27 protein-coding genes and 1 riboswitch are annotated in these 25,994 nt (G+C 65.2%); of the genes, 5 read left to right on the forward strand and 22 right to left on the reverse strand.

What is annotated here, in order from left to right; all coding sequences use genetic code 11:
- Positions 1–75: 75 nt before the first annotated feature.
- Positions 76–1,722: an alpha-D-glucose phosphate-specific phosphoglucomutase gene (locus VITFI_RS16495; RefSeq protein ID WP_269768758.1), complete on the reverse strand. Its 1,647-nt coding sequence runs from the start codon at positions 1,720–1,722 to the stop codon at positions 76–78.
- A gap of 136 nt (positions 1,723–1,858) precedes the next feature.
- Here VITFI_RS16495 and VITFI_RS16500 point away from each other — a divergent pair, with 136 nt between their 5' ends.
- Complete coding sequence (locus VITFI_RS16500; protein ID WP_089418252.1) at positions 1,859–2,605, forward strand: sulfite exporter TauE/SafE family protein; 747 nt, start codon at positions 1,859–1,861, stop codon at positions 2,603–2,605.
- A 19-nt stretch (positions 2,606–2,624) separates the two neighbouring features.
- On the forward strand, positions 2,625–3,050 hold the full coding sequence (locus VITFI_RS16505) for a VOC family protein (protein WP_089418253.1): 426 nt from the start codon (positions 2,625–2,627) through the stop codon (positions 3,048–3,050).
- 1 nt (position 3,051) lies between these two features.
- Here the strand turns inward: VITFI_RS16505 and VITFI_RS16510 are convergent, their stop codons facing one another.
- Genes VITFI_RS16510 through VITFI_RS16525 form a run of 4 tightly spaced genes read right to left on the reverse strand, consistent with a single transcriptional unit; the run spans position 3,052 to position 6,556 of the window.
- A complete protein-coding gene (locus tag VITFI_RS16510; protein WP_198301802.1) occupies positions 3,052–3,984 on the reverse strand; it encodes a cobalamin-binding protein in 933 nt (310 codons plus the stop codon).
- A gap of 5 nt (positions 3,985–3,989) precedes the next feature.
- Positions 3,990–4,559, reverse strand: a complete 570-nt coding sequence (cobU, locus tag VITFI_RS16515; RefSeq protein WP_408645617.1) for a bifunctional adenosylcobinamide kinase/adenosylcobinamide-phosphate guanylyltransferase — start codon at positions 4,557–4,559, stop codon at positions 3,990–3,992.
- A complete protein-coding gene (locus tag VITFI_RS16520; RefSeq protein ID WP_089418255.1) occupies positions 4,559–5,938 on the reverse strand; it encodes a cobyrinate a,c-diamide synthase in 1,380 nt (459 codons plus the stop codon). Before VITFI_RS16520 ends, cobU begins: the two co-directional genes overlap by 1 nt.
- Before the next feature lie 6 nt (positions 5,939–5,944).
- The gene (locus tag VITFI_RS16525) at positions 5,945–6,556 is read right to left on the reverse strand and encodes a histidine phosphatase family protein (protein WP_089418256.1); all 612 of its coding nucleotides are present in this window, start codon (positions 6,554–6,556) and stop codon (positions 5,945–5,947) included.
- A gap of 87 nt (positions 6,557–6,643) precedes the next feature.
- Here VITFI_RS16525 and VITFI_RS18070 point away from each other — a divergent pair, with 87 nt between their 5' ends.
- Together VITFI_RS18070 and VITFI_RS16530 are read left to right on the forward strand one after the other, a co-directional pair.
- The gene (locus VITFI_RS18070; protein WP_157725751.1) at positions 6,644–7,234 is read left to right on the forward strand and encodes a hypothetical protein; all 591 of its coding nucleotides are present in this window, start codon (positions 6,644–6,646) and stop codon (positions 7,232–7,234) included.
- A 130-nt stretch (positions 7,235–7,364) separates the two neighbouring features.
- Entirely contained in the window at positions 7,365–7,946 is a 582-nt protein-coding gene (locus tag VITFI_RS16530) for a molybdopterin-dependent oxidoreductase (protein WP_089418257.1), read from the forward strand.
- Between the two features lie 19 nt (positions 7,947–7,965).
- On the opposite strand, the gene VITFI_RS16535 is transcribed toward VITFI_RS16530, so the two are convergent.
- The 14 genes from VITFI_RS16535 to cbiB form a co-directional block, all read right to left on the reverse strand.
- The gene (locus VITFI_RS16535; RefSeq protein ID WP_232476736.1) at positions 7,966–8,778 is read right to left on the reverse strand and encodes an adenosylcobinamide-GDP ribazoletransferase; all 813 of its coding nucleotides are present in this window, start codon (positions 8,776–8,778) and stop codon (positions 7,966–7,968) included.
- Positions 8,778–9,131 (reverse strand): (2Fe-2S) ferredoxin domain-containing protein, encoded by a 354-nt coding sequence (locus VITFI_RS16540; protein WP_089418258.1) that lies wholly within the window; start codon positions 9,129–9,131, stop codon positions 8,778–8,780. The genes VITFI_RS16535 and VITFI_RS16540 overlap by 1 nt, the downstream gene beginning before the upstream one ends.
- Entirely contained in the window at positions 9,128–10,114 is a 987-nt protein-coding gene (cobJ, locus tag VITFI_RS16545; RefSeq protein ID WP_089418259.1) for a precorrin-3B C(17)-methyltransferase, read from the reverse strand. Before cobJ ends, VITFI_RS16540 begins: the two co-directional genes overlap by 4 nt.
- Entirely contained in the window at positions 10,101–11,246 is a 1,146-nt protein-coding gene (gene bluB / locus VITFI_RS18795) for a 5,6-dimethylbenzimidazole synthase (protein WP_089418440.1), read from the reverse strand. The genes cobJ and bluB overlap by 14 nt, the downstream gene beginning before the upstream one ends.
- A 16-nt stretch (positions 11,247–11,262) precedes the next feature.
- The gene (locus VITFI_RS16555) at positions 11,263–12,051 is read right to left on the reverse strand and encodes a cobalamin biosynthesis central domain-containing protein (RefSeq protein ID WP_089418260.1); all 789 of its coding nucleotides are present in this window, start codon (positions 12,049–12,051) and stop codon (positions 11,263–11,265) included.
- On the reverse strand, positions 12,048–12,884 hold the full coding sequence (cobI, locus tag VITFI_RS16560; RefSeq protein WP_089418261.1) for a precorrin-2 C(20)-methyltransferase: 837 nt from the start codon (positions 12,882–12,884) through the stop codon (positions 12,048–12,050). Before cobI ends, VITFI_RS16555 begins: the two co-directional genes overlap by 4 nt.
- A gap of 112 nt (positions 12,885–12,996) precedes the next feature.
- On the reverse strand, positions 12,997–14,319 hold the full coding sequence (cbiE, locus tag VITFI_RS16565) for a precorrin-6y C5,15-methyltransferase (decarboxylating) subunit CbiE (RefSeq protein WP_089418262.1): 1,323 nt from the start codon (positions 14,317–14,319) through the stop codon (positions 12,997–12,999).
- Positions 14,316–15,476, reverse strand: a complete 1,161-nt coding sequence (locus tag VITFI_RS16570) for a cobalt-precorrin-5B (C(1))-methyltransferase (protein WP_089418263.1) — start codon at positions 15,474–15,476, stop codon at positions 14,316–14,318. The genes cbiE and VITFI_RS16570 overlap by 4 nt, the downstream gene beginning before the upstream one ends.
- A 222-nt stretch (positions 15,477–15,698) precedes the next feature.
- A complete protein-coding gene (locus VITFI_RS16575; protein ID WP_089418264.1) occupies positions 15,699–16,376 on the reverse strand; it encodes a precorrin-8X methylmutase in 678 nt (225 codons plus the stop codon).
- Positions 16,373–17,299 (reverse strand): sirohydrochlorin chelatase, encoded by a 927-nt coding sequence (locus VITFI_RS16580; RefSeq protein WP_089418265.1) that lies wholly within the window; start codon positions 17,297–17,299, stop codon positions 16,373–16,375. The genes VITFI_RS16575 and VITFI_RS16580 overlap by 4 nt, the downstream gene beginning before the upstream one ends.
- A complete protein-coding gene (gene cobM, locus VITFI_RS16585; protein WP_089418266.1) occupies positions 17,296–18,087 on the reverse strand; it encodes a precorrin-4 C(11)-methyltransferase in 792 nt (263 codons plus the stop codon). Before cobM ends, VITFI_RS16580 begins: the two co-directional genes overlap by 4 nt.
- An 11-nt stretch (positions 18,088–18,098) precedes the next feature.
- Complete coding sequence (locus tag VITFI_RS16590; protein ID WP_089418267.1) at positions 18,099–18,746, reverse strand: energy-coupling factor ABC transporter permease; 648 nt, start codon at positions 18,744–18,746, stop codon at positions 18,099–18,101.
- A gap of 243 nt (positions 18,747–18,989) precedes the next feature.
- Positions 18,990–19,252, reverse strand: a riboswitch (cobalamin riboswitch).
- A gap of 17 nt (positions 19,253–19,269) precedes the next feature.
- Entirely contained in the window at positions 19,270–20,379 is a 1,110-nt protein-coding gene (locus VITFI_RS16595) for an aminotransferase class I/II-fold pyridoxal phosphate-dependent enzyme (RefSeq protein WP_157725753.1), read from the reverse strand.
- 23 nt (positions 20,380–20,402) lie between these two features.
- Positions 20,403–21,329, reverse strand: coding sequence for an adenosylcobinamide-phosphate synthase CbiB (gene cbiB, locus VITFI_RS16600; protein ID WP_089418269.1), 927 nt, complete (start codon positions 21,327–21,329; stop codon positions 20,403–20,405).
- 32 nt (positions 21,330–21,361) lie between these two features.
- Between cbiB and VITFI_RS16605 the strand changes: the two genes are divergently transcribed.
- Entirely contained in the window at positions 21,362–23,203 is a 1,842-nt protein-coding gene (locus tag VITFI_RS16605; protein ID WP_089418270.1) for a hypothetical protein, read from the forward strand.
- Positions 23,204–23,206: 3 nt separating this feature from the next.
- Here VITFI_RS16605 and VITFI_RS16610 read toward each other — a convergent pair whose 3' ends face one another.
- The 3 genes from VITFI_RS16610 to cobT all read right to left on the reverse strand — a co-directional run bounded on the left by VITFI_RS16610 (position 23,207) and on the right by cobT (position 25,994).
- Entirely contained in the window at positions 23,207–24,097 is an 891-nt protein-coding gene (locus VITFI_RS16610; RefSeq protein ID WP_089418271.1) for a LysR substrate-binding domain-containing protein, read from the reverse strand.
- 54 nt (positions 24,098–24,151) lie between these two features.
- Positions 24,152–24,865 carry a hypothetical protein gene (locus tag VITFI_RS16615; RefSeq protein ID WP_157725754.1) on the reverse strand — a complete coding sequence of 238 codons (714 nt, stop codon included), beginning with the start codon at positions 24,863–24,865 and terminating at the stop codon, positions 24,152–24,154.
- Between the two features lie 73 nt (positions 24,866–24,938).
- Positions 24,939–25,994, reverse strand: coding sequence for a nicotinate-nucleotide--dimethylbenzimidazole phosphoribosyltransferase (gene cobT, locus VITFI_RS16620; protein WP_089418273.1), 1,056 nt, complete (start codon positions 25,992–25,994; stop codon positions 24,939–24,941).

Raw genomic sequence — 25,994 nt, forward strand, 5'->3', positions numbered from 1 at the left:
TCTCCGTTTGACCGTGAGATGACGAGGGGGGGTTGTACCGTACAACCCCCCCTTTTTCATTGGGGCTCGGGAGCGTCAGGTGATCACGCTCGGCTCAGTGCGGCCCGTGAGTTCGCGGATGCGCGCCAATTCATCGGCTGCCGCAATCAGCGCGGCCAAGGCGTCTTGCGTTGGCAGGTCGTGGCGCGCCGGGTCGCCTTCAAACTGCTCGATGTAGACACGCAGCGTCGCCCCCGCCGTGCCGGTGCCCGACAGGCGGTAAACGATGCGCGAGCCGTCCTCCAACACCACCCGCACCCCTTGTTTGGCGGACACGCTGCCATCCACCGGATCGAGGTAACTGAAGTCGTCGGCCAATTGCACCTGCTTGCCAGCCACGGTGCGGCCCGGCAGACTCGGAAGCTGGTCGCGCAGGCCGGCCATCAGTTGGTGGGCGGCGGCGGTGTCGATTTCCTCGTAATCGTGGCGGGTGTAGTAGTTGCGCCCGTAGGTGGCCCAGTGCTCGCGGGCGATGTCGGCCACGCTTTGGCGCCGCTCGGCCAGGATGTTGAGCCACAGCAGCACGGCCCACAGCCCGTCTTTTTCGCGCACATGATCGCTGCCGGTGCCGGCGCTTTCTTCACCGCAGATCGTCACCTTGCCGGCGTCGAGCAGGTTGCCGAAAAACTTCCAGCCCGTCGGCGTTTCGAAACACGGGACGCCCAACGCAGCAGCCACGCGGTCGGCGGCGCCACTGGTTGGCATGCTGCGGGCGATGCCAGCCAAGCCTTGCGCGTAGGCTGGCGCCCGGTGGGCGTTGGCCGCCAACATCGCCAGCGAGTCCGAGGGTGAGATGAACAACCCCCGGCCAATGATGAGGTTGCGATCCCCATCGCCATCGGAGGCGGCGCCCAGGTCGGGCGCGTCGGCGCCCATCATCACGTCGTAAAGCGCTTTGGCGTGAACCAAGTTGGGGTCGGGATGGTGATCCCCAAAATCCGGCAGTGGTGTGCCATTGACCACCGTGCCCGCCGGTGCTCCCAACAGCCCTTCAAAAATCGCATGCGCGTACGGGCCCGTGACGGCGTGCATGGCATCGAAGCGCAACCGGAACCCGCTGGCAAACAACGCCCGCAGCTTCGGAAAATCGAACAACCGCCCCATGAGTTCGGCGTAATCCGCCACCGGGTCGATCACTTCCACTGCCATGCCGACCACGTCTTGCGTGCCCAGGCGGTGCAGATCCACATCGGGGGTGTCCACCGTTCCATATTCGGTGATGACTTGCGAAGCGGCGTACATCGCTTCGGTCAGATGTTCGGGCGCGGGGCCGCCATTGGCCGCGTTGAACTTGATACCAAAGTCACCCGCCGGGCCGCCAGCGTTGTGGCTGGCCGAGAGGATGATGCCGCCGAACGTCTGGTGCTTGCGGATGACACACGAAGCCGCTGGCGTCGAGAGAATGCCGCCTTGCCCCACCAGCACCCGCGCAAACCCATTCGCTGCCGCCATGCGGATGATGAGCTGGGCCGCTTCCAGGTTGAAGAAACGCCCGTCTCCGCCCAGCACCAAGGTTTGGCCGGTGAAGCCCTCGGTCGGGCGCACGGCGTTAAAAATGGACTGGACGAAGTTGGCCAGGTAATGTGGCTGTTGGAATTCGGTGACCTTCTTGCGCAGGCCGCTGGTGCCGGGTTTCATGCCGGCGATGGGGGCGGTGGGAATCGTCAGGATCGGGTTTTTCACAGTGACAGGTCTCCGAAAAATCATGTGTCGAGTACATGCTAGCGAGTGCGAGTTTCATGCCAATCACCCAAACGGCGTCTGACGCGAGACAATCGGCCCCCCTTGCCGTTTTGCAAGTTTGGAGAAAGGTCTTGCGATGGGTGACTGGCTGTTGCTGGTGTTTGCGGCGCTGGGCGCTGGTGGCTTGAACGCGATGGCCGGCGGCGGCAGTTTCCTGACTTTCCCGGCGCTGGTGTTCACGGGGGTGCCCGCCATTGCGGCCAATGCCACGAGCGCGGTGGCGGTGAGCCCGGGTTATTTGGGCAGCGCTTTGGGGTTTCGGCGCGAGCTGGGGCAACTGCCGCGTGCGCGGCTGTGGCAAGAAGGCGGTGTGTGTGCCCTGGGTGGCGTGCTGGGCGCGCTGCTGCTGTTGGTGACGCCGGCCAAAGTGTTTGCCGCCATCGTGCCGTGGCTGCTGTTGTTTGCGACGGTGTTGTTTGCCCTGGGCCCGGCGTTGTTGGGGCGTTTGCGCGATGAGTCCGTCGCCCCGTCCACCGCCTGGCGGCTCACGGGCTTGATGGCGGTGGCGGTGTACGGCGGTTATTTCAACGGCGGCCTGGGCATCCTGTTGATGGCGCTGTATGCCATGACGGGTGAGCGCGACATCCATACTGCCAACGCGCTCAAGAACCTGAATTCGCTGGTGCTGTCGGTGCTGTCGGTGGTGGCATTTGCGTGGGCCGGCGTGGTGCAGTGGCCGCAAGCCGTGGTGATGATGATGGCCGCCACCGCTGGCGGTTTTTGGGGCGCCCGGTTGGCGCGGCGGCTGTCGGCGTCCACGGTGCGGGCCATCGTCATCGTCACGGGCGTGGTGATGGCCGGGGTGTTTTTCGTGCGCGGCTGAGGGCCGCTACAGTTAAAGCATGAGCCTCAAATACCTGCACACCATGGTGCGCGTGACGGACTTGGCCGCCTCACTGCGCTTTTATTGCGATGCCCTTGGGTTGATGGAAGTCCGCCGCAGCGAGTACCTGCAAGGGCGGTTTACCCTCGTTTACCTGGCCGCGCCGGGGGATGAGGACGCCCAAGTCGAGCTGACCTACAACTGGGATCCGGAGACCTACACCGGTGGGCGCAACTTCGGCCACCTGGCCTACGCGGTGGACGACATTTATGCCGCCTGCGCTCGCTTGCAAGCGCACGGTGTCACGATCCTGCGCCCGCCGCGTGATGGGCGCATGGCGTTTGTGCGCTCGCCGGATGGCATTTCCGTTGAGCTGCTGCAAGCCGGCGCCGCCCTGCCGCCGACCGAACCGTGGGCCAGCCTGCCCAACGTCGGTTCGTGGTGAGTTAACGCGCTGCGGGAGCGGACGCGGCGGGCAGTGCCACCGGCTCACCATTACGCACGCGCTCCAGCCCTTCGCACAACTGGCGCGTGCCCAGCAAGATGCGCGGTGTGTGTCGGCTGATGTGGTCCGCCGGCAGCACGATCACCGCTTGCTGGCGCACCGGGGCAAAAGATTTGAAACGCTGCCATTGCGCCAGAGAGTCGTCCAGGCGCCCGTCCATGGTGCTGGTGGCCAACGCTTGGGGGCGGGCAGCGAGCACGGCCTCGGCGCTCACGCTGGGCACCAAGGCGGTTTGATCGGCGAACACATTCACCCCGCCGCAACTGCGAATCACGTCGCTGATGAGATGCTGGCCGTTCACCGTCAACAGCGGCTGATGCCACACTTGGTAGAACACCCGCACCGGCGTCCGCTGGGCGTAACGCTGGCGCAGTTGGGCCAGCTCGTCGGCATAACGTTGCGCGGCCCCGTCGGCGGTGGCGGAGGTGCCCGCCAGTTGCCCCAGGCGGCGCAGGTTGTCGCCGATGGCAGCCAAGTCACGCGGCTCGCTGTGGAAGATGGGAATCTTGAGCGCTTTCAGCCGCTCCAACTGGCCAGCCGCGCTGCCGTGCAGCCACACCACCAACACATCCGGGCGCAGGGCGGCGATGCGCTCCAAGTCCAGGGCGTGCGAGTCGCCCACTTGGGGCAGGGCGCGGGCCGCGTCCGGATAGGTGCCATGGCGCACCGTCGCCACCACCTGGGGCCCCGCCCCAGCGGCAAACAGCAATTCGGTGACGTGCGGCGCCAAACTGACGATCCGCCGCGCCGGCTGCGCCAGCGTGATGCGCTGGCCGTGATCGTCCACCACGGTGACCGGGGCAGCGTGCGCCGCAGCGGCGGCGGCCAACATCGCGCCGGCCCAACCGCGCCGGAAGGCGTGAAAACATCCCATCCCCATCATCCTTTCAGCGCGAGCGCACAGCCGGCCATCACAAAACGCACCTGATCGCAGCACGCGGCCACGGCTTGGTGCAAGCGCCCGTTCTCATCCACGAACAGCCGGTTCAGCGCCCCCATCGGCACGATGCCGTGCCCCACTTCGTTGCCAATCAGCAGCACTTGGGCGCGCAGCGTCGGCAGGACGGTCAACAGCGCGGCGCGTTCGCGCTCCAACGTCGGGCCGGGGGTGAGGCGGCGCACGGTGCCCAGATCGACATCCGGTGCCACATCCGCCAGCAGCACGTTGGTGAGCCAGAGCGTGAGGCAATCCACCAACAGCAGGCGTTGGGGGGCGTCGGCGGCGCGCAAAGTGTCCGCCAGGGCCAGGGGCGCTTCCAGCGTGCGCCAGCCCGCCGGGCGCTGGGCTTGGTGGGCGGCAATGCGGGCGGCCATTTCCTCATCCCCCGCGTGGGCGGTGGCGATCACCACCACGTCATGCGCTGGAGACTGCGCGGCGAACGCCGCTGCTTGCTGTTCAGCCCACGCGCTTTTGCCGCTGCGGGCGCCGCCGATGATCAAGGTTTTCATCAAAACTCGTTTTCCGAAAGCGTGAACAACGCCGCCGTGACAGCCGGTGACGACGCGAAATACGCATGAAAGTAACTGCACCGCAGCGACCCACGCTGCCACAGCGCCTCACCCGCACCACCGCGCAGGCGCTGGGCATGGGTGAGTGGGGGCACAGGGGTTTCCAGCACCGAATAGTGGAAGGTATGCCCACGCAGCGGCGCCACGTCAGCGCCCCATGCGGGCCGCGCCAGGGTTTGAACGCCCAGCCCGGCGACGCGGGTTTGCATCCGTACTTCCCCCGGCAGCACGCCCGCCATGGGGTGGCGCCCGCCATCGACGGTGATTAGGTGATCGGCCAACGCCATCATGCCGCCGCACTCGGCCCAGATGGGCCGCCCAGCTTGGGCGAAAGCGCGCACCGAGGCCGTCCAGCGCGGCGCCTGGGCGAGTTCAGCGGCGAACAGCTCGGGGTAACCGCCTGGCAACCACAGGGCGGTGGCCGCTTCGGGGATGGGTTCATCTGCCAAAGGGGAGAAAAACACCAGCTCGGCGCCCAGGGCGCGCAGGGTGTCCACATTGGCCGGGTAGATGAAACGAAACGCAGCGTCACGCGCCACGGCGATGCAGCGCCCAGCCAGCAGCGGCGCGGGCGGCGGCGGGGCCTCTTCGGCCCAGGCGGCGCGGGGTTGCCAAGCGGGCAGGGCTTGGAGACGCGCCAGCAAATCATCCTCCACCAGCGCGGCCAGGGCGCTGATGGCTTGGTCGATCTCGGCGGCGGCATCGCTGGCCAAACCCAGGTGGCGTTCGGGGATGGTGCGCGCGCTCTTGGGCAGATGGCCCAACCACTGCGGCGCGTTCGGCGTGTCGGTGGGGGTGAGCAGGCTGTCCGCCAGCATCTGGGCGTGGCCGGCACTGCCGACGCGGTTGGCGATCGCACCGATCAAGCGCAGCGGTGGGGCATCTCCCTCACGCCCGCCGGGGTAGTGCGCCAAGCCGTGAACCAGCGCGCCGAAGGTTTGTGCCATCGAGCCCGCGTCGATCACCACCACCACGGGCACATCCAGCCCTCGGGCCAGATCGGCGGCGCTGGGCGGGCCGTCATACAGCCCCATCACGCCTTCGATCAACACGAGGTCGGCTTCCGCTGCCGCTTGCGCGACGCGCTGGCGCGACTCGGCCAGGCCGACCATGCGGTCGTCCAAGTTGAACACCGGGGCGCCGCTGGCGCGTTCCAGCACCATCGGGTCGATGAAATCCGGCCCGGATTTGAAAACGCGCACGCGGCGGCCACGTTGGCGCAGCGCCGCTGCCAGGGCGGCCACCACGGTGGTTTTGCCTTGGCCCGACGCCAAGCCAGCAATCAGCAGCACCGGAGCGGTGCGGGGGTCTGGATTCATGGGGTTTCAACGGTTGAGGGTTTGCACTTGCCAGCGGGGCCAGTCGCCCCCATGCCAGCGCAGCCAGGTGAGGTGGCCAAAGTCCAGCGCCACATCGGGCACCTGATCGGCAGGTAAGCCCAGCGCCACGGCGACGGCACAGCGGATCGGCCCGGCGTGGCTCACCCCCAGCGTCAGGCCGGGGGCGCGGCAGCGTTCCGTCAGAGCAGCGTGGACCCGGGCACGCAATTGGGCTTGGGTTTCGCCGCCGGGCGGGGCGCGGTGATGCACGTCCGCCGCCCAAATGTCACTCTCGTGGCGGGGAATGTCCGCCCATGCACGCCCTTCCCAGGCGCCAAAGCTCAGTTCCTGCCAGCGCGGATCGAGGTGCAACGGCCAACCCAACGCCCCGGCCAGCGGCTGCGCCAGGGCTTGCGCCCGCTGCAAGGGGCTGCTGAACAGATGCACCGCCGGTCGATCGTTCAGCACCGGCAGGCGGGCCAGCACCTCGGCCAAGACCGGGTCGAGCGGCTGCACCGCTGGCACGTCCCACTGGCCGTAGCAATGGCCGGGGGGCACGTCGGGGCGCGGATGGCGCAGCAACAGCACGTCATGCACCCAGGACTTAATTGCTTGCATTTTTAAAATTTCGCAGTAGCATGCAAAATTTGAGCTAGAGTTATGAAAACTCCCTTTTGATTTTGCTTTGTTTCATGGTTGAGTGAAATGAAAAAATTACCAAATTCGATTCCACACTCTGTTGCCGACCATTACCAGAGGGATGCAAGGGATTTTGCCCGGCGGTTTGATTTTTTGTGGGAAGAATTGCTACACAAGAATGGCAGGATAAAAAGTTTCGTTGATTTATACATGGGATGCGAATGTGCACTCAAGTGTCATATATTTCTTGGGTCACTGACGAGTGATCCTATGGATACCTATAGGATGGTCCGTAAAGCAGGGCATGACATAAAAAAACTTGCACAACTTGCACAAATGGCCAACTTTGTTGAAGATGGGTCGATTTATCAGCAGCTTGAAGACAAACTTGCCCCGTTTTCTGTCTTTATTCGGTACTCACTGGATGCGTGTTCGATATTTTTCACGTCAGAATTTTCCAGTTGGGCCAAATACTCAGCAACAATCGGAAACAACTCTTGGGTTTTAAGCGTACGAGATGACCTGCAACAATTGATGGATGCAGCAGGCCCTGAGTTTTCTGGTGAGTTTGTTTTTGATGTAGGTCATTGGATTAAAATGGAAGATTTCTTGCGTACTGTGGCACCTAAAAAGTATCTAACTTCCAAAAGAAGTTAGACCTTTGCGGTTAACCTGAGACAATGTAAATTATAAAGACACCACTTCGAGCTGAATTTGAACCTCGTGAGCCATGTTCAAGATAACATCCAGCGCGGTTCAATGTCATGGCATTTTTGGAGACACGTTCATGCAAAAACGGCATTTTTTGGCGGCTGGCGCGATCGCCGGCGCATGGCCGACCGTGGCCCCGGCAGCGGCTCAGCGCGCCACAGGGCCGGTGGTGTTGACGTTGGGCGGGCAAGTCGGGCGCAGCAACCGGCCCCCCATGAACGACGCACTCGACCAAATGATGCACAAACACGGCGTGCGTTTTGAACGGGCGTTCACCTTCGATGCCGCGTCGTTGCAGCGCCTGCCTGCCGTGACGATTCAACCCAAAATCGTGTATGACCAGCAAACCCACACCCTGCGCGGCCCCTTGTTGAGCACGGTGTTGGAAGCCGCCGGGGTGGACATGAAAGGCCGCTGGAGTTTGGGCCTGCGGGCGGTGGATGGCTACAACGTGCGCGTCACCCAGCAACAGGTGCGGGAGCTGAACATGATTCTGGCCACGCACCTGGACGGGCAAGCGCTGGCCCTGGGCGGCCTGGGCCCGCAATGGGCGGTGTACGACCCAGCGCTGGTGCCGTGGCTGAAGGACAAAGCGTTGCCCGAGCAATTCGCCCTCAGCCCCTGGGGGCTGTACTACATCGAGGTGGCCGCCGCTTGAGCGGCCCGCACGCCCGCACTCAGACATGCCCGCCCAGCCCGTGATGGCTCCAGGCGAGCAAACACACCAGTTCGGCGACTTGCTGCACGGCGCCCAGGGTGTCGCCCACATAGCCGCCCAAGCGGCGGCGCAGCCAACGCACCGACCCAACGCTGACCAGCCCCACGCCCAGCACGGCCCCGATCACCGAGGCCCCCGCCCCGCCCTGACTCAGCAGCCACAGACTCGGCAACAGCGCCCACACCGCTGCACTCACCAACGCCCCGGCGCTGGGCCGTTGGCTGGCCAGGGGTTGGCTTTTGCTGCCGCTGCCTTCGGGGCGCACATAGTCGAGCCGCGCCATCACCCACAACGGTGCCCAGCGGCTCAACGCATGGCTGGCCACGGCCACGCCGATCAGGGTCGGCCCACTGCCACGTTGCGCCAGTTCCACCCACGCTGCGGCCTTCAAGCCCAGCAGCACGATGAGCCCGATCACCGCGTAAGCGCCGACGCGGGAATCTTTCATCACCGCCAAAGCGTGTTCGGGGGGGAGGTGGCCGCCCAGCGCATCACAGCAATCAGCGAAACCGTCCTCGTGGAACGCTCCGGTGAGCCACAGCGCCGCCCACATCGCCAACCCCACGGCCAAGGGCACGGGCCACAACCCTTGCGCCGCCCACAGCACCGCGCCAAACACCGCGCCGACGATCCAACCCACGGCGGGCAACCAGCGCACGCTGTCCGCCGCTTGTTGAGGCGACCAGCCGACCCACGCTGGCACCGGCAGTCGGGTGAAAAACTGCACGGCGGTCAGCCCGAGCCGAATCTCGTGGAGCAGGCGTTGACGCATCAAGGCGCTTCCGAGCCGTTCGGCCCTTGGTGAAACACCAGATCGGCCACCGCTTGGCCACCGATCAAATGCTGTTGAATGATGCGATCCATGTTGTCGGGGGTGACGTTGTAATACCAGGTGCCATCGGGTTGAACACACATCACCGGGCCGCCTTTGCAAGCGGCAAAGCAACTCACCCGGCTGCGTTTGACGCGCAGCGCACCCTCATTCAGCCCGGCGGCTTTGAATTTGTCGCCCAGGCTGTCGAACAAGGCTTGCGATTCTCCCTGCTGCGTGCAGCGCGGGCCGGTGCAGATCAGCAGATGGCGCGCATAGGGGCCGATGCGCGGCTGGATGACGGGTTCACTCATGCGTCGCTTTCTTCGGTGGCCAGCACGGCGCACAGGTAATCAACCGGCAGGCGGTGGCGCTGCGCCAGTTCGGCCACGTCCGCACCGGCAGCGTGTTCGGCGTGCAGGCCATCCAGCCAACCCAGCAAGCCGGTGGAGAGGGAACGCCCGGCCTTTTCACCCTCGCGGGCTTCAAAGCCTTGGCCGCCTTCGCTGCTCTCATACTTGTTGGCGTAACCACGCGGCGTGACCATGCGCCCCTCGCGCACAAAGGTGCTGCTGTTGCCAATGAGCACCGTGCTCAACATGCCGATGTCCGCCTCGCACATCTTCTCCAGCGTGGTGAACTGGATCTGCTCGCGCCGGCGGTAAGCGCTTTTCACGATCGCCACCGGCGTATCGGCACGGCGGTGGCGCAGGAACAGGCGCTGCGCTTCGACGATCTGGCGTGTGCGCCGCCCGCTTTTCGGGTTGTAGAGCGCGACGACAAAATCGGCGTACGCCACGGCATCCAGACGCCGGGCGATCACTGGCCAGGGTGTCAGCAAGTCCGAGAGTGAGATGGCGCAGAAGTCGTGTGTCAGCGGTGCGCCCACCAAAGCGGCGCAACTGTTGAGCGCCGAAGCACCGGGCACGATCTCGACTTCCACACCGCTGTCGGGTGTCCAGCCGGCTTGAAAAAGCACTTCGTAAGTCGGGCCGGCCATGCCGTACACGCCGGCGTCACCGGAGGAAATCAGCGCCACTTTTTTACCTTGGCGCGCCCGATCCAGCGCTTCGATGGCCCGATCCAGTTCCTCGGTCATGCTCTTGCGGATGACTTCCTTGCCCGCCAGCAGATCGGCCACCAGCTTGATGTAGGTGACATAACCGATGACGGTATCCGCCTCGGCGATGGCGTCGCGGGCGCGGCCCGTCATGTGTTCCACGCTGCCGGGGCCAATGCCGACCAGCATGATCTTGCCCAGCGAAGGGGTGGCGTCCAGCCTCTCAGGCGCATTCATGGGGTTCATCCTCAATCAGAAAATCATGCAAGGGCCGACGCTGGCGCCACTGTTCCTGCTCCAGCATCGGTCGGTCATAAAAAGCGTCCACCGGGCCGATGCACAGCAAGCCCAGCGGCAACGCTCCGGGCGCCAGGCGCAGCAGCGCGGCCACTTCGGTCGGCTCAAACATCGACACCCAGCCCAGCCCCAGGTTCTCGGCCCGGCTGGCGAGCCAGAGGTTTTGCACCGCGCAGGCCACCGAGCACAGCGCCATCTCACGCGGCAGGGTGCGGCGGCCAAACACCGTGCCGTCCTCGGGCGCCAGCACGGCCACCCAGAGTTCGGCGCACTCGCGCACGCCTTCCACCTTCAGGCGCAGGAACTCGGCGGCGCGCTCCCCCAGCGCCTCGGCGGTGCGCTGGCGCTCGGCCTCCACCAGCGCGGCCAGGGCTTCGCGCCGCGCCGGGGCGGTGACGCGCACGAACTGCCAGGGTTGCATCAGCCCGACGGAGGGCGCCAGCATCAGCGCTTGCAGCAGCCGCGCCCGAACTTCCGGCGCGATGTGGCTGCCGGGGCGGAAGTGGCGCACATCGCGCCGCGCCGCCAGAACGGCGTGCAGGCGCAGCCGGTCTTCCGCGCTGAAGTGCGCGCCGGGGCTGGGCACTTGCGCAGGCAACTCGGCCACGGAAACGGTGGCGTTGCGCCCGTCCGCCCCCTTGAAGCGGTGTTTTTCCAGGCGTAGCGCCAGCAGCTCACTCGGGCGCCCCGCAGCCAGCAAGGCAGCGGCCTCGCTTACCGAAGGTGTGCCGGTGTAGCGCCGCACGGTTTCCGACGGGTTGGGCACCGCCACCTGGGCGAGCTGCTCGGGCGGGTAGAACTGCGGCGCCCAGCCTTGCGCAGCGCACAGGGCCAGCAAGCCCACTTCGTCGGACTTCAGGGTGATGCTGGCGACGGCAGCCACGTCCGCCCAATCGGCACCGAGTTGGGCCAGTGCCTGGGCGACGGCTTCGCGCAAGGTGGCTTCGGGCGTGCCTCGGTCGCAGCCGAGGCCAAGGGCGAGACGTGGGCGGAGGTTTCCCCCTCTCCCCAACCCCTTTCCCACAAGGGGAGAGGGGCTTGCAGGCGATGGGCTTTCGCTTGGCACAGGCATGCGCGGGGCCAGAGAGTCAGGCACCACCGACCGCTCCCGGCACAGGCTCCCCTCTCCCCTCGTGGGAGAGGGGTTGGGGGAGAGGGGGCCGATACACCACCAACCGCTCCCGCAAGCGCTCCCAAAGCACCTGCGGAACTTCCGCGTGTGTCACCCACAGCACCGCCGCAAAACGTGCCAAATCCACCTCGTCCAACCGGCTGAAGCGCTGGATGCTGGGCGGCAGCGGCGTGGGGCGTGTCCACCAATGCGGGCTGCCAGCCTCCTGCACGAAGGCCACGGGTTCCTCATTCACCACGGCAGCCGACACCCGGGTGATGTTGAGCTTGGGCGCTTCCACCTGCCAGCCCAGCTCACGGCCCAGGATGTCCACCGGTATCGTGCGGCCCACGTCCGAAGCGGTGGTGAGCACGGGCGCAGCACCCAGCAGTGCGGCCACTTGCTCGGCCATCGCGTTGGCACCGCCCACATGGCCGGAAAGCACGGGGATGGCGTACTGCCCCGCGTCGTCCACGACGGTGACGCCGGGATCCTCGTCCTTGTTTTTCAGGAAAGGTGCGATGAGGCGCACCACCGCGCCCAGCGACACGAAGAACACCAACTGGTCGAACTGCGCGAACAGCGGGCCGATTTCCTCGCGCAGAGCGCCCGAGTAGGCCCGCAGCGGGTTGGGCAGGCCCGTAAACACCGGCGCGAACTTCTCCGACGTACAAATGTGGGTGTGCGGCAACTGCTGCGCCAGCCGCAGCGCCTGCGCCGCCCCGTGTTTGGTGATGGCAACGATGCCAATGCGGGGCAAGCTCATGCGTCGGCCTCCTCAGTCTGGGGTTGCGCCACGGGCGCGGAGGTTTTCTTCAGGCAGCCGCGAATGCGCTCGCCGCGCACCCGATGCGGGTTCTTCACGATCAACAGCGAGAGGTAACTCACCTTCACACCGCGCAGCGCGAGCAGCCCTGCCGGGGTGTTGACCACCTGTTCATCCGGCGCGCCACAGCGTTCGATGAAACGGCTGTGGGCCAGCAGGCCTTGGGCGTCCAGCCAGTCGATCAGCTCACCCAGCAAGGGTTTGACCTTGAGCAGCACCAGGGTGTCGAAGTCTTGCAGCAAGCGTTGCAGGGCGGCCACACCGTAGGCGGCGGGCACCAGAGCGACGGTGTCATCCTGTTCACACAGCGGTTCGGCCTGGGTGGCGCAGGCGGCGGTGAAGGCGTTCACCCCGGCCACCACTTCCACAGGAATGCGCGCATCCAGTTGACGCAGCGTGCGCGCCAGATGGCCGAAAGTGGCGTAGGTGCTGGCGTCGCCTTCCACGAGGAACAGCACATCCTGCCCGGCCAGCAGCTTGGGCAGCACCACTTCGGCAGCGCGCAGCCAGGCGCGGGCGAGTTTTTCGCCGTCGTGCGTCATGGGGAACAGCAGGCTTTGGTGATCGGCAGGCGGGGCCAGCTCGGCGCGCTGCACGATGTCAAAGGCGTAGCTGGGCGTTTTGGTGCTGCGGGCGGGGTAAACCCAGGCCGCGTCGCGGCGCGCCAGCAGCGCCCAGGCGCGGCGGGTGATGAGGCCGGGATCGCCGGGGCCCAGGCTGACGCCGTAGAGCGTGCCTAGGCGAGGCCGTGGTGTGGAGTGTGGGATGTTCATCAACGTGTTGTGTGATGGGTGTTGGGGTTGAGTGGGAGAGCGAGCCCCCTCTCCCCCAGCCCCTCTCCCACAAGGGGAGAGGGGAGCCATGCGGGTCAAACCTGCGCCAGACTCAAAGCCCCTCTCCCCTCGTGGGAGAGGGGTTGGGGAGAGGGGGCTGCCGCGCACAAACCACCCACACCGGGTTCTCCGCCGCCATCCGATGCATGTGCAAGATGGGCTGGCTGCGTGCGGCTTGCAGTTGCAACACATCCCAGCTCGCACCCAGGGCGGCCAGGGTTTGGGTGGCGGTAGCGAGGTTTTCCAGCGTGACGAAGTTCATCACCAACACCCCACCCGGGCGCAACCGCGCCAACACGGTTTCAATCAGCGCGCCCAGCTCGCCGCCAGAACCGCCGATGAACACCGCATCCGGATCCGGCCAGGTGTCCAGATGCTCAGGCGCCTTGCCTTGCACCAGCGTGTGGTTGCTCACGCCAAAAGCACGCTGGTTGCTTTGGGCAATCGCCACATCAGCAGCGTTTTTCTCAATCGCCCAGACGTGCCCTTGCACGCACAGCCGCGCCGCTTCCAGCCCCACCGAGCCGCTGCCCGCGCCGATGTCCCAGACGCGGCTGTCCACGCGCAGTTGCAGGCGAGCCAGCGACACGGCCCGCACTTCCTGCTTGGTGATCAAGCCTTTGTCCGGCTGGCGTTGCTGGTAACAGGCATCGGGCAGGCCGAAAAGCTGCGGCTGCGGGCGTGCCCGGCAGCGCCACAACAGCACCACGTTCGGATCGGCAAACGTCTGGGTGGCGGCATCGGCGGGGCAAAGATCGGCCAGCACGCGCTCATCCGGCGTGAGCAGGCGTTCGGCCACGGCAAGCTGGAAATCCTCGCCCAGCCCTTCGGCCAGCAGCAGCCGGGCGATGCGATCCGGCGTGTTCGCCGGGCTGGTCAGCACCAGCAGCCGGTCATGCGCCCGCAGCGCCTGGGCCAAGGCGTAGAGGCCATGCCCAGGCGGGCTGCCGGGTTGCCATTCGCCCGCATCCGCCGCGTGAACCGAGACGATGCGCGCTTCCTGCCACGCCAGCCCGACGCGGGCGCACGCCAGTTGCAGCGTGGAGAGGTTCGGCAGCACCTTCAGCGCTGACAGGCACAAGCGCGAAGCCAGGTAACTGGCGATGCCGTGGCACAGCGGATCCCCTGTGGCCAGCACCACCACTTTGAGGTCATCGGCACGGGCTTGGCGCACCCAGTCGGGCACATGGCTCAGGGCGCCTGTCAGGTCGTGGGTTTGTGCGCTGGGTTTGAATTCGGCCGCCAGCAGCGCCAGGGTGCGCGTGGCGCCGATCACCACATCGGCGCTGCGCAGCTCGGCCAGCGCCACGGGGGTGAGGCTGGCAATGCCGTCGTCCAGCACACCGAGGATGATGCAGGGGTTCGGGTCGGTCATGGGTGAAGGTTCCAGTTCGGGCTGAAGGCTTCGGCTTGTTTCTGGCCGTCGAAGTCACACACCAGCACTTGCAGGGCGAAGTGCTGGCCGTAGCGTTCGGGGGCGCACAGCGTTTGCACCACACGTTCGGCCAGGGCTTGATGGAAAGCATCCAGCAGACCCAGCGCGCCCATGCGTTCGGCGGCAAAACGCGCGGTGGGCGCGGCGGCGATGGCGGCGCAATCCTCAGCGGGGGCACCCAGGCGGGCGGCGATTTCGGCCAGCAAACCGGTGTCCACCTCGGCGCGGTTGGCGTGGGTGATGGTTTCGCCCTGGGCGATCTTGGTGAGCTTGCCCACCATGCCCGCGATCACCACTTGGCCGATGCCTTGGGTGACCGCTTCGTCCAGCGCGTAGCGCAGGAAGTCGCCCATCTGCACAAAACAGGTGAGCGGCCAGGCGGGGTATTGACGCTGGGCGAACTGCTCGGTGCGCCCGCCGGTGGTGAACACCACCACACCGCGCCCGCCCACGCCCAGCCCCCCACTGCGGCTGATCTGGGCGGCGACTTGCACGCCTTGCACCACACTCGCCCGCCAAGCAGACGTCGAATATGGTTTGACGATGCCCGTGGTGCCCAGGATGGAAATGCCACCCAGGATGCCCAGCCGGGCGTTGTGCGTTTTCTTGGCCATCTCCTCGCCTTGCGGCACGGAGATCGTCACCGCCAGCCCGGCGCGGGCCAGCAGCTCAGGCGCGACTTCGCGCACGTTGGCCTCGATGTTGCGCCGGGGCACCGGGTTGATGGCCGGGCCACCCACGGCCAGCCCCAGCCCTTCGAGCGTGACCATGCCCACACCGGAGCCGCCCAGCAGGTGGACTTCACCGGGGGCGTCGGGCAGCAGGCGCACATCGGCGGTGAGGTGGGCGCCGTCGGTGCAATCCGGATCGTCACCGGCGAACTTCACCACCACGGCGTGGGCGTGCTGGCGCTGCGGGTCGAGTTGCGCGTCTTGCACGGCGAAGCGCACGCGCTGGCCGTTGGGGAGCAGGCTTTCTACTTCGGCGGGGATCTCACCTGTCACCAGGCCCAGGGCGGCAGCGCGGGCGGCGGCGGCGGAACAGGCGCCGGTGGTGAAGCCGGTGCGGGTGCCGCGTTCGGGTGGGGATTTGCTCATGGGGCGCGTGCCCCCTCTCCCCAACCCCTCTCCCACGAGGGGAGAGGGGCTTTGGTGCTTCGCGCAGGTTGCCCGTGTTTGACGGTCACCCTGGGTTGGATGGCTCTGGCCTTGGATGTCCTTGCTTTGGCGGCAAAGTCTCGGCGTACCACCTCCAGGCTCCCCTCTCCCCTCGTGGGAGAGGGGTTGGGGGAGAGGGGGAACCCGGTTGCCATAAACACCTCACCGCCCCCCACGCTGCGCCGCCTCCGCCAACGCCAGCAGGGCATGCAACGCCGCCACCACCAACGTCGAGCCACCCTTGCGCCCCCGGATCACGATCCAGGGCACCTCATCCACCTCAGCCATCAAGTCTTTGGACTCGGCAGCGGAGACAAACCCCACCGGCATCCCCACCACCAGCGCCGGGCGCACGCCTTCTTCGCGGATCAGGCGAACGAGTTCGATGAGCGCCGTCGGCGCGTTGCCGATGCCGACGATGGCACCCTCCAGCAACCCGAGCCGCCAGGCTTTGCGCATGGCTTGCACGGCGCGTGTCGTGTCTTCCGCTTGCGCTGCGGCGATGACATCCGCGTCGCTGATGAACTGATGCGTGCTGGCCCCAAAGTGCGCCAGACGCGGGCGCGACAGGCCCGAGCAGATCATCTCCACATCCGCCACCACCGGCGCGCCGCCGCGTAGCAGGGCGGCGATGCCCGCTTCCACGGCTTGCGGGTGGAAGTCCGTCAGGCCGTTGAACTCGAAATCGGCGTTGGCGTGGATCATGCGGCGCACGATCGGCCACTGCTGCGGCGCGTAGGCGTGCGGGCCGGCTTCGGCATCGATGATGGCAAAGCTGTCGTGCTCAATGGCTTGACCAGCACGGGTGAGCTGCTCGGTGACGGTGTTCACGCTGCTCATGCCGGCACCGCCTCCGCCGGGGCGTGAGCGTGGCCGTGCGTGTGTTCATGCGAATGGCCGTGCCCCAGATCGTGGGCGATCTCGCGGTAACGGCAGCCATCACACGGCATGGCCGCACCTGCGACCCCGGCTTGCAACTGGGTGACACGCTCTTCCATCAAAGCAAAAATTTCCGGCTCGAAGCCGAAGTGCGCGCCGCAGGCAAAACGCACCTGCGGGTATTGCTGGCGCAAGTGCCCGACCTGGCGCTCGATTCGCTGCATCAACGTGCCGGTGTAGAGGTAGTAGGGCAGTACGACGACCTGTTTCATGCCTACCAACACCTGACGCTGCACCACCCGCTCCAGACGCGGGAAGGTGATGCCGGTGAAGGCCAGCTCCACCAGCTCGTGGTCGGTTTCTTCGTGCAGCCAGCGGGCCATCTTGGCCACGTCGCCATTGGCAGCGCGATCGGACGAACCCCGGCCCAGCACGATCACACCCGTGGTCACCGGGTCGGGCACATCCAGCGCGGCCATGGCTTTGCGCAGGCGGCGCTTCAGGATGGCGAGGATGGGGTCACACGCGCCCAGGTGCGGCGCGTAATGGAAAGCCACCCCGGGGCAGTGCGTGCGGGCGTGTTCGATGGCCTCGGGGATTTCCATCTTCACGTGCCCGGCGGCGTTCAAGATGAGCGGCAGCACCAGCACGCGCTGCGCGCCTTGCGCGGCGGCCAGCAAACCATCGTGCAGCGACGGTTCGGCGAATTCGATGAAACACAGCTCGATGCGCCAGCCCGGCTGACGCACGCGCCACTGGCGCACGAACTCGCGGATCTCGTCGTTGCCCGACGCCTCACGCGAGCCGTGGCCGACGATCAGCACTGTGGTGGCGAGGGCCGTCACGGGGGTGGCACAGGAAGAAACACAGGTCGCGGCGGTCATGCGCTGGCCTTTCGGAAACGGTGGGTGAAGCTCGGGTCGTAGAGCTTGGATTTGGCGAGTTCGGGCCAGTGGCGTGAACCCAGCGTCGGGCTGGCGATCACCATCGCTTGGCTGACGATGCCGGCCTCGCGGCAGCGTTGTTTGATGGTGGCCAGGGTGCCGCGCACGATGCGCTCTTCCCCCGGCCAACTCGCTTTGTGAACCACGACGATGGGGGCGTCCTCCGCCCAACCCGCCGCACGCAAACCGGCTTCGACCTTGTGCAGCAGCGTGATGGAGAGGAACAGGCACAGCGTGGTGCGGTGCGCGGCCAGAGCGGCGAGGTCTTCACCTGGCGGCATGGGCGTGCGCCCTTCCACGCGGGTGAAGATGACACTTTGTGTGACTTCGGGCAGGGTGAAACTCTCCACCGCTGCCGCCGCCGAGGCCATGGCCGAGGACACGCCCGGCACCACTTGCACCGGCACGCCCGCCGCATCCAGCGGCTGCACCAGCTCGATGAGCGAGCCGTAAAGCGCCGGGTCACCGGTTTGCAAGCGCACCACCACGGCGTGCTGGCGCGCTTGCTGGATGAGCCAGGCGGTCATTTCGGGCAGGGTCATGTCCTTGCTGTCGGCCACGGCGCAGCCGGGCGGCGCCCAGCGCGTGATGGCCTCGTTCACCAGCGAGCCAGCGAACAAAATCGCCCCAGCGCGCTCAATCAGCGAGCGCCCTTTGACGGTGATCAGCTCCGGATCCCCCGGCCCGGCGCCAACGAACCAGACGGTGCCGGTGTCGTGTTCAACCATGGCAGCGGGCCTCAGGCGTGGGCTTGGGTCAGGCGCTCATCCAGGCAGGCGCGGGCCCAGGCGGGCAGCACCGGCTGGCCTTGCACACCACGCACCAGCAGCAGTGTCACCAGCGGCTCCAGCGCCACCACACTCAGGTAGGAAGCCGTGAAACGCAACCAGTCCGCCAGCGCAAACGTGGTTTCCGATTGCGTCAGCCAGAAGCCCACCATCAGCGTGACACCGGCGTAATAAACGCCGTCCAGCTTGAGGATTTGCGCGGCGCTGACGCTGCGAGCGGCCAGGCGCTCCCCCAGCGTCTTGTGCAGCACGATCAGCGGCAGCATCAGCGACAGGGCGTTCACCCCCAGATGTACGAGGTCTTGCGGCTCGAACACCAGCCCTTGCAAGCCCAGGCCCAGCGCAAAACCGAACAGCGTGGGCAGGAACCCCAGCAGCAGGTAGATGGGCATGGCGCCGATGAAGTGCAGCTCGGACGGCCCCACCGGCAGGTGAAACGCCTGCATGAACAGCGTGAAGAAGGCGGCGGCCAAACCGGTGCGCAGCCACAGCGTGGGGCGGCGCAGCAGCGCGGGGGCTTGGCTGGCCAGCAGCGCCAGGGCGGCCGCGTTGGCGGCCACGATCTTGGTTTGGGCCAGCAGGCCGGGTTCGATGTGCATCTCTCTCTCCTTCGCGCCCCCACCGGGCGCCGTGCGTTGGAACGGTGGAACCAGACGCAAACCGGAAAAGGCGGGAGAGAGGATGAGCAGCAGGAGCCAGGTGCGGCGCGGGCACTTCGAGCGCTTGGGCTGCGGCCAGGGCACGGCGCTTGGCGCATGTGCATGGCCACCGCAGGCGGGGGCGAAACGAACGGGACGGACTTCAGGCTCTGTCGCGCATCCCGTCGCCCTCCGCAACGGCTTGCAGCTTTGCGCTTGCAGGCCGGTCTCCGGGCTCGGCGAGGGGCGGCGGGCCGTTGAGGGCTCACCTGCCGGAGCGCATCCACCTTCCCATGCCGTGCGGCACAGTGGTTGGGGCGGGTGGCCAAGGGGCCGACCGAGCTGATGCGTTCCAGGTCTCTCGCTTACCGTTGCGGGGGCAGCGCCGGGTTTTCACCGGCTTCCCGTTTCACCCTGGGCTGCGCTGAAACAGCGCGGCTTGGGGCACCTGAAGCGGGGCGGAGTGTAGCGGAGAGGGCCGATGTCAGGCTGACGGCCTTGCCGCAGCACGCCACGCATCGCGCAACGCAGCGACGGTGGTCGGGCTTTGCGTCGAAATCCGCACCCACCCCGGCAACCCAAACGAGCGCGCATCCCGCAGCTTGATGCTGGCTTGGCGCAACTGGGCTTGCCGCTCTGTCCAGTCCAACACAGCCTCCATCGGGCGGGCCAGCCAAAAGGGCGTGACGCTGTCTTCATCTTCCTGCATCCACCCCAGTTGGGCGAGTTGGTCGCGCTGCGCTTGGCGCCATTGGCGTAAGGTAGTGCGGCATTCACTCAACCACTGCTGAAGGCTCGGCTCGCACCAAGTCTGAAGCAACCCCACGCCTTCGGCTGACAGCACCCAACTCGGGGCCAGCGCCCGCACTTGCTCCCCCATGAGCATCGGCAGGTGTTCGGGCACCACCAGCCATCCGGCGCGGATGCCCGTCAGCCCCAGCGCTTTGTTGGGCGACAGCATCTGCCAGCACTGCTGTGCCACGTCGGGGGGCACCGGGTCGTGTCCGTACAGCCGCAGCGGTTCATAAGCCCGGTCCAGCACCACGTGTGCGCCGCCTGCGTGGGCGCGGGCCAGCAGTAGAGGCCACAGTTCAGGTGGTAACGTGCCGCCGGTGGGGCTGGCGGGTTCGGTGATCCACACCAGCGCAGGGCCCGGGTGCGAGCGCAGCCCCGCCATCAATTGCTCCGGGGTGCGCCAAGCATGGACGCGCAACCCCAGCATCTGTGCCGCAACGCGGTAATCGGCATAACCCGGTTCGGGCACCCACACCTCGCGCCAGCCTTGGAGATGCGCCGCCAAACTCAAGCGGCGAATCGCCTCGCTGCTGCCCGCCGTGGGCACAATGCGCTCGGCCCCCACGCCCGACCACGCCCCCAGGCACGCCCGCAACGCCCGGTAGCTGGGCTCCGGATAGCAGCAGCGGTTGACCTGACGCAGCACCTGCCAGAGTTCCTCGGGGGCGGGCAGGGGGTTGGCGTTGGTGGAGAAATCGAACCGCACGGGCCCGGCAGCATCGGGCCCGCCATGTTCAGGCCAGGCCACAGCCGGCGCGGCGGAAACGGACAAAGTGGAGAGAGACGAAGGCACGGACATGCCGCGATCTTCGCCCACTTTGTTCACCTCCCCGCCAGCACGATCCCCAAGATGGCGGTTCCGCCAGCCACCCAGCCCACAGCGCGGCCAGCCCAATGCAGCGCTTGGCGATGGTCGTCCGCCTGGGGTGCCCGCCCGTTTTCGTTCAGCGCATAAACACCGTGTTTGCTCAAGCGACACCCCAGCAGCCACGCCATGGCACCCATCGGCCAGCCACCATTGGGAGACGGTGTGCGGCTGGCCTGTTCACGCAGCGTGGCCCAACCGGGCCAGCGGCCTGCTGCGCCGCACAGCAGCAGGGCGGTCAGGCGCGCTGGCAGCCACGACAAACCATCGTCCACCCATGCGGCCCACTTGCCGGCCCACTCCCAGCGCCCGCGATAACCCCACATGGCGTCGGCGGTGTTGGCGAAGCGGTACAGCGCGGCACCGGGCAAACCGGCCACGGCCAGCCAGAACAGCGGGGCGATCACCGAATCGTTGAGGTTTTCGGCCAGGGTTTCGATGGCGGCTTCGCGCACGTCGGTGGCGCTGAGGGGCGTCGTGTCCCGGCTGACCAGGCGGGACAGTTGGGTGCGGCCTTGCGCCAGGGACGCGGCCAGCGCGGTGTCCACCGCCTGGACTTCATCGCGCAGCATGCGCCAAGCCAGCAGTGGTTTGAGCAGCAGACCCAGCAGCGGCACGGTCACCCAAGCGGGCCACGTGGAGAGCAGCCAGCGCTCCAGCCCAGCGGCCACCCCGACCACCAGCGCGGCGCCGATGCCCCAAGCCACCGTGCCCGCCACGAACGCCGACGCCGCTGGCAGGCGCGGCAACCCCGTGCTGAACAGGCCCAACCAACGCCCCATCCACACCACGGGATGCCAGCGGGTGGGTGGTTCGCCGAGCCAGCGGTCGGTGGCTAAGGCGATGAGAATGATCCAAGGGAGATCGGACAGGTCAGTTATCATGTTTTTATTTTGCCAAATGGGAGTGAAAATTCATGGAGAGTAAGTCAGAGGATGCGCCATTTTTCTTTGACACCGGGGGGCTGGTGATATTGATCATCGGGTTATGGTGGGCGGCCAAACCTTTTATCAGCGTCGATTATCACGATGGCCTGTTGTACGCAGCGGACGCATTGCGCCTGTTGCACCCAGATCGGTTTAAGCACGATTTATTCTTTCATTCTAAAACGCAGGGTAATTTTTCGATTTTCCCGTGGTTGTACAGCGGTTTGATCGAATCCTGGGGGCTCAAACCCGCTGCGCTGGGCATGGTGATCATGGCCCGAACCATGTGGGTGGGTGCTTTGCTGCTGTTGGCCCGATCGTTGAGGGGGGGCGTTTTTTATCTTTGGGCGGTTGGGGCCATGCTGCTGCTGCCTGCCGGTTATGACAGCCTGTTGGCATTTCATTACGGAGAAGCCATTCCTACTCCGCGTTGCTGGGCCGAGGCGTTTGGCATGTTGGCTTTGGCGGCGTACCTTCAACAGCGGCATGTGGGGGCTGCGTGTCTTTGGGTGATATCGGCAGCCTTTCACCCTTTGATGGCCTTGCCAGTGGGATTGCTCTTGGTGATGATGCATCGATTCCGATGGGGAATCATCGCCATGGCCTGCGGCCTGTGTTTGGGGGCTGCTTACGGTGGCCTGGTGCCATTTGTGGGAATTTTTCAAAATTTTGATGATACTTGGTGGCAGTTGGTGCGCTCCCGCAATGGATCGGTGCTGATTCAGAACTGGCGCGTGGAATGGTGGTTGAAACCGGTGGTGTTATGGGTTTTGCTGCACCTGATCGCCACCACCGATGCCCGTGAGCCGATCAGAAAACTCGCCAAAGCGTTGGCCATGACCTTGGTGGTGTGCATGGCCTTGTGGTTACTGGCGTGTTGGCAGCGCAACGTATTATTGTGCCAACTGCAACTGTGGCGGGTTTTGTGGTTGGTGCAGTTGCTGGCCCCGGCTTTGTGGATCAGCGGCCTCAAACCTTGGCGTGATTGGGATCGGATCGATGTTGCCCATGTGATGGCCGTGGTCACCGCTTTGCTGGGCAGCATTTGGGTCTTGAATCTTTTGATATGGCCTGCATGGCTCCTGACCTTACCCAGGGTGCGCGAGAAACTCCAACACCCCATGGCGCTTCGTTGGTTGCCCATTGGTTTTGGCGCTTTGTTTTTGCTGATGATTCCGGAAAAATGGGCGATTTTCCGCACCATGTCTCAGCTCCATGCAGTGCGGGATGTCCCTGGGGCCGATGGGGTGGCGGCAGCGTCCGAGTTCTTGATGGCCGCCGTGATCGTGCTGGGCATCGCTCGCTGCATGGTATTGGCCCGGCGGTTCAGCCCCTCTTTGGCCATGGGGGTGGGGTGGGGAAGCGCTGGTTTGGTGCTGGCGTTCAATGCATGGGTCATGTCCCATCAAATTCAGCGGGCCACCGAACCATTACCGGATGTGCAGGCCCTGCAAACGATGATCCCGGAAAAATCGGTGGTGTATTGGAGCCAAGGCCACTATGCCGCGTGGCTTTATTTGCAGCGCAGCAGTTATGCCAGCCATCGCCAGGGTGCTGGGGTGATGTTCTCGCGGGAGTCTGCGGTTTTGCTGGCCGAGCGCTTGGGGCGTTTGCGGGCGATTGGGTTTGAAAATGTCGATCGAGGATGGGTCATTCCGCCGGTATCTTGGGGAGAAGATGTGCCGGAGGGCCCACGCAGTTTGTGTGCCGATTCTGCGCTGGATTTTGTGATCGTGCCGGAAGAGCTGCCGGATGCGGATGCGATCGTGCCTTCCACCGTCTCGAAAGAATTTACCGCCTTATCGGTTTTTCGGTGCAAGCCGGCAGCCTGAAACTCACCCCATCAACTGGGTCAACCATTCCGCAAACGCTTGGCACTCCCAGCGCTCTATCGCGCCTGGGGCCCAGCAAAGGTAATGTCGGTTCGGCGTGGTGACGCTGAGGGGCGACAGTTTCACCAAACGCCCCGATGCGATCCACGCCGCCCCCAGCCGCTGGCGCAGCAACACCACACCCAGGCCACTGGCAGCGGCGTCGTAGGCCAGGCCCAGGTCGTTGAACTGAGCGCCCAACTGGGGTTCGGCCAAACGCACCCCGCAGTGCTGAAACCACGGCGACCACGGCTCCAACGGGCTGCGCACCAACCGCAAGCCCGCCAGCTCGGCGCGGGTACACAGCCCCGCAAAGGGGCCGAACTCATGCAGAAAACCCGGGCTGCACGCGGGGGTCACCGCATCGGTGAGCAGCAGGCGATGCTCGCAATCGCTGTAACCGCCTGGGCCGAAACGCACCTCCAAATCCGCCGGCTCGGCCTTCACATCCAGCAGCGGGATGGAAACTTGGAACACCAAATCAATGTCCGGATAGGCGTTGCGAAACAGCGCCAGGTGCGGCATCACCAACTCCCGGCAAAACGTGGGCGTGACGGCCACCCGCAAGCGCGTCGGGCGCGGTGTGGCGGTGCTGCCGCCGCGTCCGGGGGCCATGTGTTGCAGGGCGTCCAGGGCGGTGCGTACATGCGCGAGGTAGGCCGCGCCGTCGGCAGTGAGGGTGAAATCACTGCGCGCAAACAGTTTGAATCCCAGGTGATCTTCCAACTGCCGCAACCGGTGGCTGACCGCGCTCACCGTGACACACAGCGCTTCACTCGCCTTGCTGACGCTGCGCAGCCGGGCCACGGCCTCAAACGTTATCAAGCACTGGATGGGGGGAATGTGGGGGTACATCGTGAAATTAACCCATGACCGTTGTGGGAAGATGGCAGGGCAATAACTTCGTTGTTATTTTTGTTGATGGAGAACGATGCTCAAAAAAACAAAGGGGATCAAAGCGACGGTTAGCAAAGTTAACACACCATCCGCAGCCAGTGTGATGGGGGTCAGTGGTGCTTTTAAAGCGTTTTCTAGCGATGATGGTTTGGCGGAAATGGAAATGGTTTGATTTTTGTTGAGTTTGTATTTGTTTGTGGCTGGGTTGATTATATTGTTCGATGTGTATCTTTTCCCGGTGACAGTGAGTTCCAGGCGCATGATTTTTCCCATGAGAACCCTGAAACCCAATGACGAAGCCAGATCAAATTCATGATCTGATAAGGTGTCCATGGTTGTCATTTCCACTGTGCCATGGAGTTCGTTTTTTTCATTGACAAAGAAATCCCCAAACCGGGTGATGATTTTTTGGGAGAGGGTGGATTGCGTGAGGCTCAGAATGGTGGCCGGCGCTTCCATGATGTAATGAAACTCTCGCCCCAGAAAAACGATATTTTTTCCATCGGTGGACAGGAGAATTTCGGATACCTCTTCCTGGTATCTGTAGTCTTCATAGAGCGCTTTGGTCGTGCATCCTGGTAATATGAGCGAAAACAGTGCTAATTGAATGAGTGAGCGTTTTCTAGCGTTCATGGTGTGTCGTCTATCCAACCTGTGACTGATGCGCCCGGCAGTACTGGAAACCGCCAAATCGCCCTTCTTGATTCCAGCAAAATTTGCCTTCATCAAAACTGATTCTTTCACCACATGCAACGCACACCAGCTTGCGGCCTGAGGTGAGTTCAGGCTTCGGCTTCGCTCAGCCCTCTTTCCCCGCCACCCCCGCACTCTCAAAACTCGCCATCTCATTCAAAAACGCCGCCGCCGCCTTCACCAATGGCCAGGCCAACACCGCGCCGGTGCCTTCGCCCAAACGCAAATCCAGCGCCAAGAGCGGCTCGCCGCCCACGGCTTGCAGCATCGCCGCATGGCCGGCTTCGGCGGAACGGTGCGCAAACACGCAGTAATCCAGCACCGCTGGCGCGATGTGTCGCGCCGCCAGCAAGGCACTGCTGGCGATGAAACCGTCCACCAACACCACCATGCGCCGCTCGGCTGCACCCAGCATGGCGCCGGCCATCATGGCGATTTCAAACCCGCCATATTCGCGCAGCGCCTCAACGCCATCGGTGAGGGCGCCGGTGCGCGCCGCCGCACGGGCCAGCACCTCGCGTTTGCGCGCCAGGCCGGCATCGTCCACGCCGGTGCCTCGGCCCACGGCCACGTCCAGCGGCACGCCGGCCAGTTTGTGCAACAACAGGCTGGCGGCGGAGGTGTTGGCAATGCCCATCTCGCCAAACGCCACCACGTTGCAGCCGTCTTCAGCCGCTTGGTGCATCAAGGCTCGGCCTTGCGCCAAGGCCGCGTCGCACTGGGCGGCGGTCATCGCGGGTTGCTCGGCGCTGTTGGCCGTGCCGGGGGCCACTTTGGCGTGAATCAGGCCGGGGGCGTTGGCAAAGTCGTGGTTCACACCGGCGTCCACCACGCGCACGCTCATGCCCACGGCACGCGCCAGGGCGTTCACCGCCGCGCCGCCAGCCAGGAAGTTCATCACCATTTGCCAGCTCACATCTTGCGGGTAGGCGCTCACGCCTTCGTGCGCGATGCCGTGATCGCCCGCGAACACGTACACACGCGGATCCCGCAACGCAGGCGACAAGGTGTTTTGCACCAACCCTAAACGCAACGCCACCGTTTCAAGCTGGCCCAGCGCGCCCAACGGCTTGGTTTTGGTGTCGATCTTGTGACGCAGGCGGGCGGCCAATTCGGCCTGAGCGGCGGTGTGCAGGGACGTGATTTCAGGAATGAAAGCCAT

The sequence above is a fragment of the Vitreoscilla filiformis genome (genome assembly GCF_002222655.1).
In the GTDB taxonomy this organism is placed as follows: domain Bacteria; phylum Pseudomonadota; class Gammaproteobacteria; order Burkholderiales; family Burkholderiaceae_C; genus Ideonella; species Ideonella filiformis.

Excerpts from the sequence above, each read along its gene's own strand:
- VITFI_RS16500 (WP_089418252.1), top strand. The coding sequence starts at position 1,859 with ATGGGTGACTGGCTGTTGCTGGTGTTTGCGGCGCTGGGCGCTGGTGGC.
- VITFI_RS16505 (WP_089418253.1), top strand. The coding sequence starts at position 2,625 with ATGAGCCTCAAATACCTGCACACCATGGTGCGCGTGACGGACTTGGCC.
- VITFI_RS16510 (WP_198301802.1), bottom strand. The coding sequence starts at position 3,984 with ATGGGATGTTTTCACGCCTTCCGGCGCGGTTGGGCCGGCGCGATGTTG.
- cobU (WP_408645617.1), bottom strand. The coding sequence starts at position 4,559 with ATGAAAACCTTGATCATCGGCGGCGCCCGCAGCGGCAAAAGCGCGTGG.
- VITFI_RS16520 (WP_089418255.1), bottom strand. The coding sequence starts at position 5,938 with ATGAATCCAGACCCCCGCACCGCTCCGGTGCTGCTGATTGCTGGCTTG.
- VITFI_RS16525 (WP_089418256.1), bottom strand. The coding sequence starts at position 6,556 with ATGCAAGCAATTAAGTCCTGGGTGCATGACGTGCTGTTGCTGCGCCAT.
- VITFI_RS18070 (WP_157725751.1), top strand. The coding sequence starts at position 6,644 with ATGAAAAAATTACCAAATTCGATTCCACACTCTGTTGCCGACCATTAC.
- VITFI_RS16530 (WP_089418257.1), top strand. The coding sequence starts at position 7,365 with ATGCAAAAACGGCATTTTTTGGCGGCTGGCGCGATCGCCGGCGCATGG.
- VITFI_RS16535 (WP_232476736.1), bottom strand. The coding sequence starts at position 8,778 with ATGCGTCAACGCCTGCTCCACGAGATTCGGCTCGGGCTGACCGCCGTG.
- VITFI_RS16540 (WP_089418258.1), bottom strand. The coding sequence starts at position 9,131 with ATGAGTGAACCCGTCATCCAGCCGCGCATCGGCCCCTATGCGCGCCAT.
- cobJ (WP_089418259.1), bottom strand. The coding sequence starts at position 10,114 with ATGAATGCGCCTGAGAGGCTGGACGCCACCCCTTCGCTGGGCAAGATC.
- bluB (WP_089418440.1), bottom strand. The coding sequence starts at position 11,246 with ATGCCTGTGCCAAGCGAAAGCCCATCGCCTGCAAGCCCCTCTCCCCTT.
- VITFI_RS16555 (WP_089418260.1), bottom strand. The coding sequence starts at position 12,051 with ATGAGCTTGCCCCGCATTGGCATCGTTGCCATCACCAAACACGGGGCG.
- cobI (WP_089418261.1), bottom strand. The coding sequence starts at position 12,884 with ATGAACATCCCACACTCCACACCACGGCCTCGCCTAGGCACGCTCTAC.
- cbiE (WP_089418262.1), bottom strand. The coding sequence starts at position 14,319 with ATGACCGACCCGAACCCCTGCATCATCCTCGGTGTGCTGGACGACGGC.
- VITFI_RS16570 (WP_089418263.1), bottom strand. The coding sequence starts at position 15,476 with ATGAGCAAATCCCCACCCGAACGCGGCACCCGCACCGGCTTCACCACC.
- VITFI_RS16575 (WP_089418264.1), bottom strand. The coding sequence starts at position 16,376 with ATGAGCAGCGTGAACACCGTCACCGAGCAGCTCACCCGTGCTGGTCAA.
- VITFI_RS16580 (WP_089418265.1), bottom strand. The coding sequence starts at position 17,299 with ATGACCGCCGCGACCTGTGTTTCTTCCTGTGCCACCCCCGTGACGGCC.
- cobM (WP_089418266.1), bottom strand. The coding sequence starts at position 18,087 with ATGGTTGAACACGACACCGGCACCGTCTGGTTCGTTGGCGCCGGGCCG.
- VITFI_RS16590 (WP_089418267.1), bottom strand. The coding sequence starts at position 18,746 with ATGCACATCGAACCCGGCCTGCTGGCCCAAACCAAGATCGTGGCCGCC.
- VITFI_RS16595 (WP_157725753.1), bottom strand. The coding sequence starts at position 20,379 with ATGTCCGTGCCTTCGTCTCTCTCCACTTTGTCCGTTTCCGCCGCGCCG.
- cbiB (WP_089418269.1), bottom strand. The coding sequence starts at position 21,329 with ATGATAACTGACCTGTCCGATCTCCCTTGGATCATTCTCATCGCCTTA.
- VITFI_RS16605 (WP_089418270.1), top strand. The coding sequence starts at position 21,362 with ATGGAGAGTAAGTCAGAGGATGCGCCATTTTTCTTTGACACCGGGGGG.
- VITFI_RS16610 (WP_089418271.1), bottom strand. The coding sequence starts at position 24,097 with ATGTACCCCCACATTCCCCCCATCCAGTGCTTGATAACGTTTGAGGCC.
- VITFI_RS16615 (WP_157725754.1), bottom strand. The coding sequence starts at position 24,865 with ATGAAGGCAAATTTTGCTGGAATCAAGAAGGGCGATTTGGCGGTTTCC.
- cobT (WP_089418273.1), bottom strand. The coding sequence starts at position 25,994 with ATGGCTTTCATTCCTGAAATCACGTCCCTGCACACCGCCGCTCAGGCC.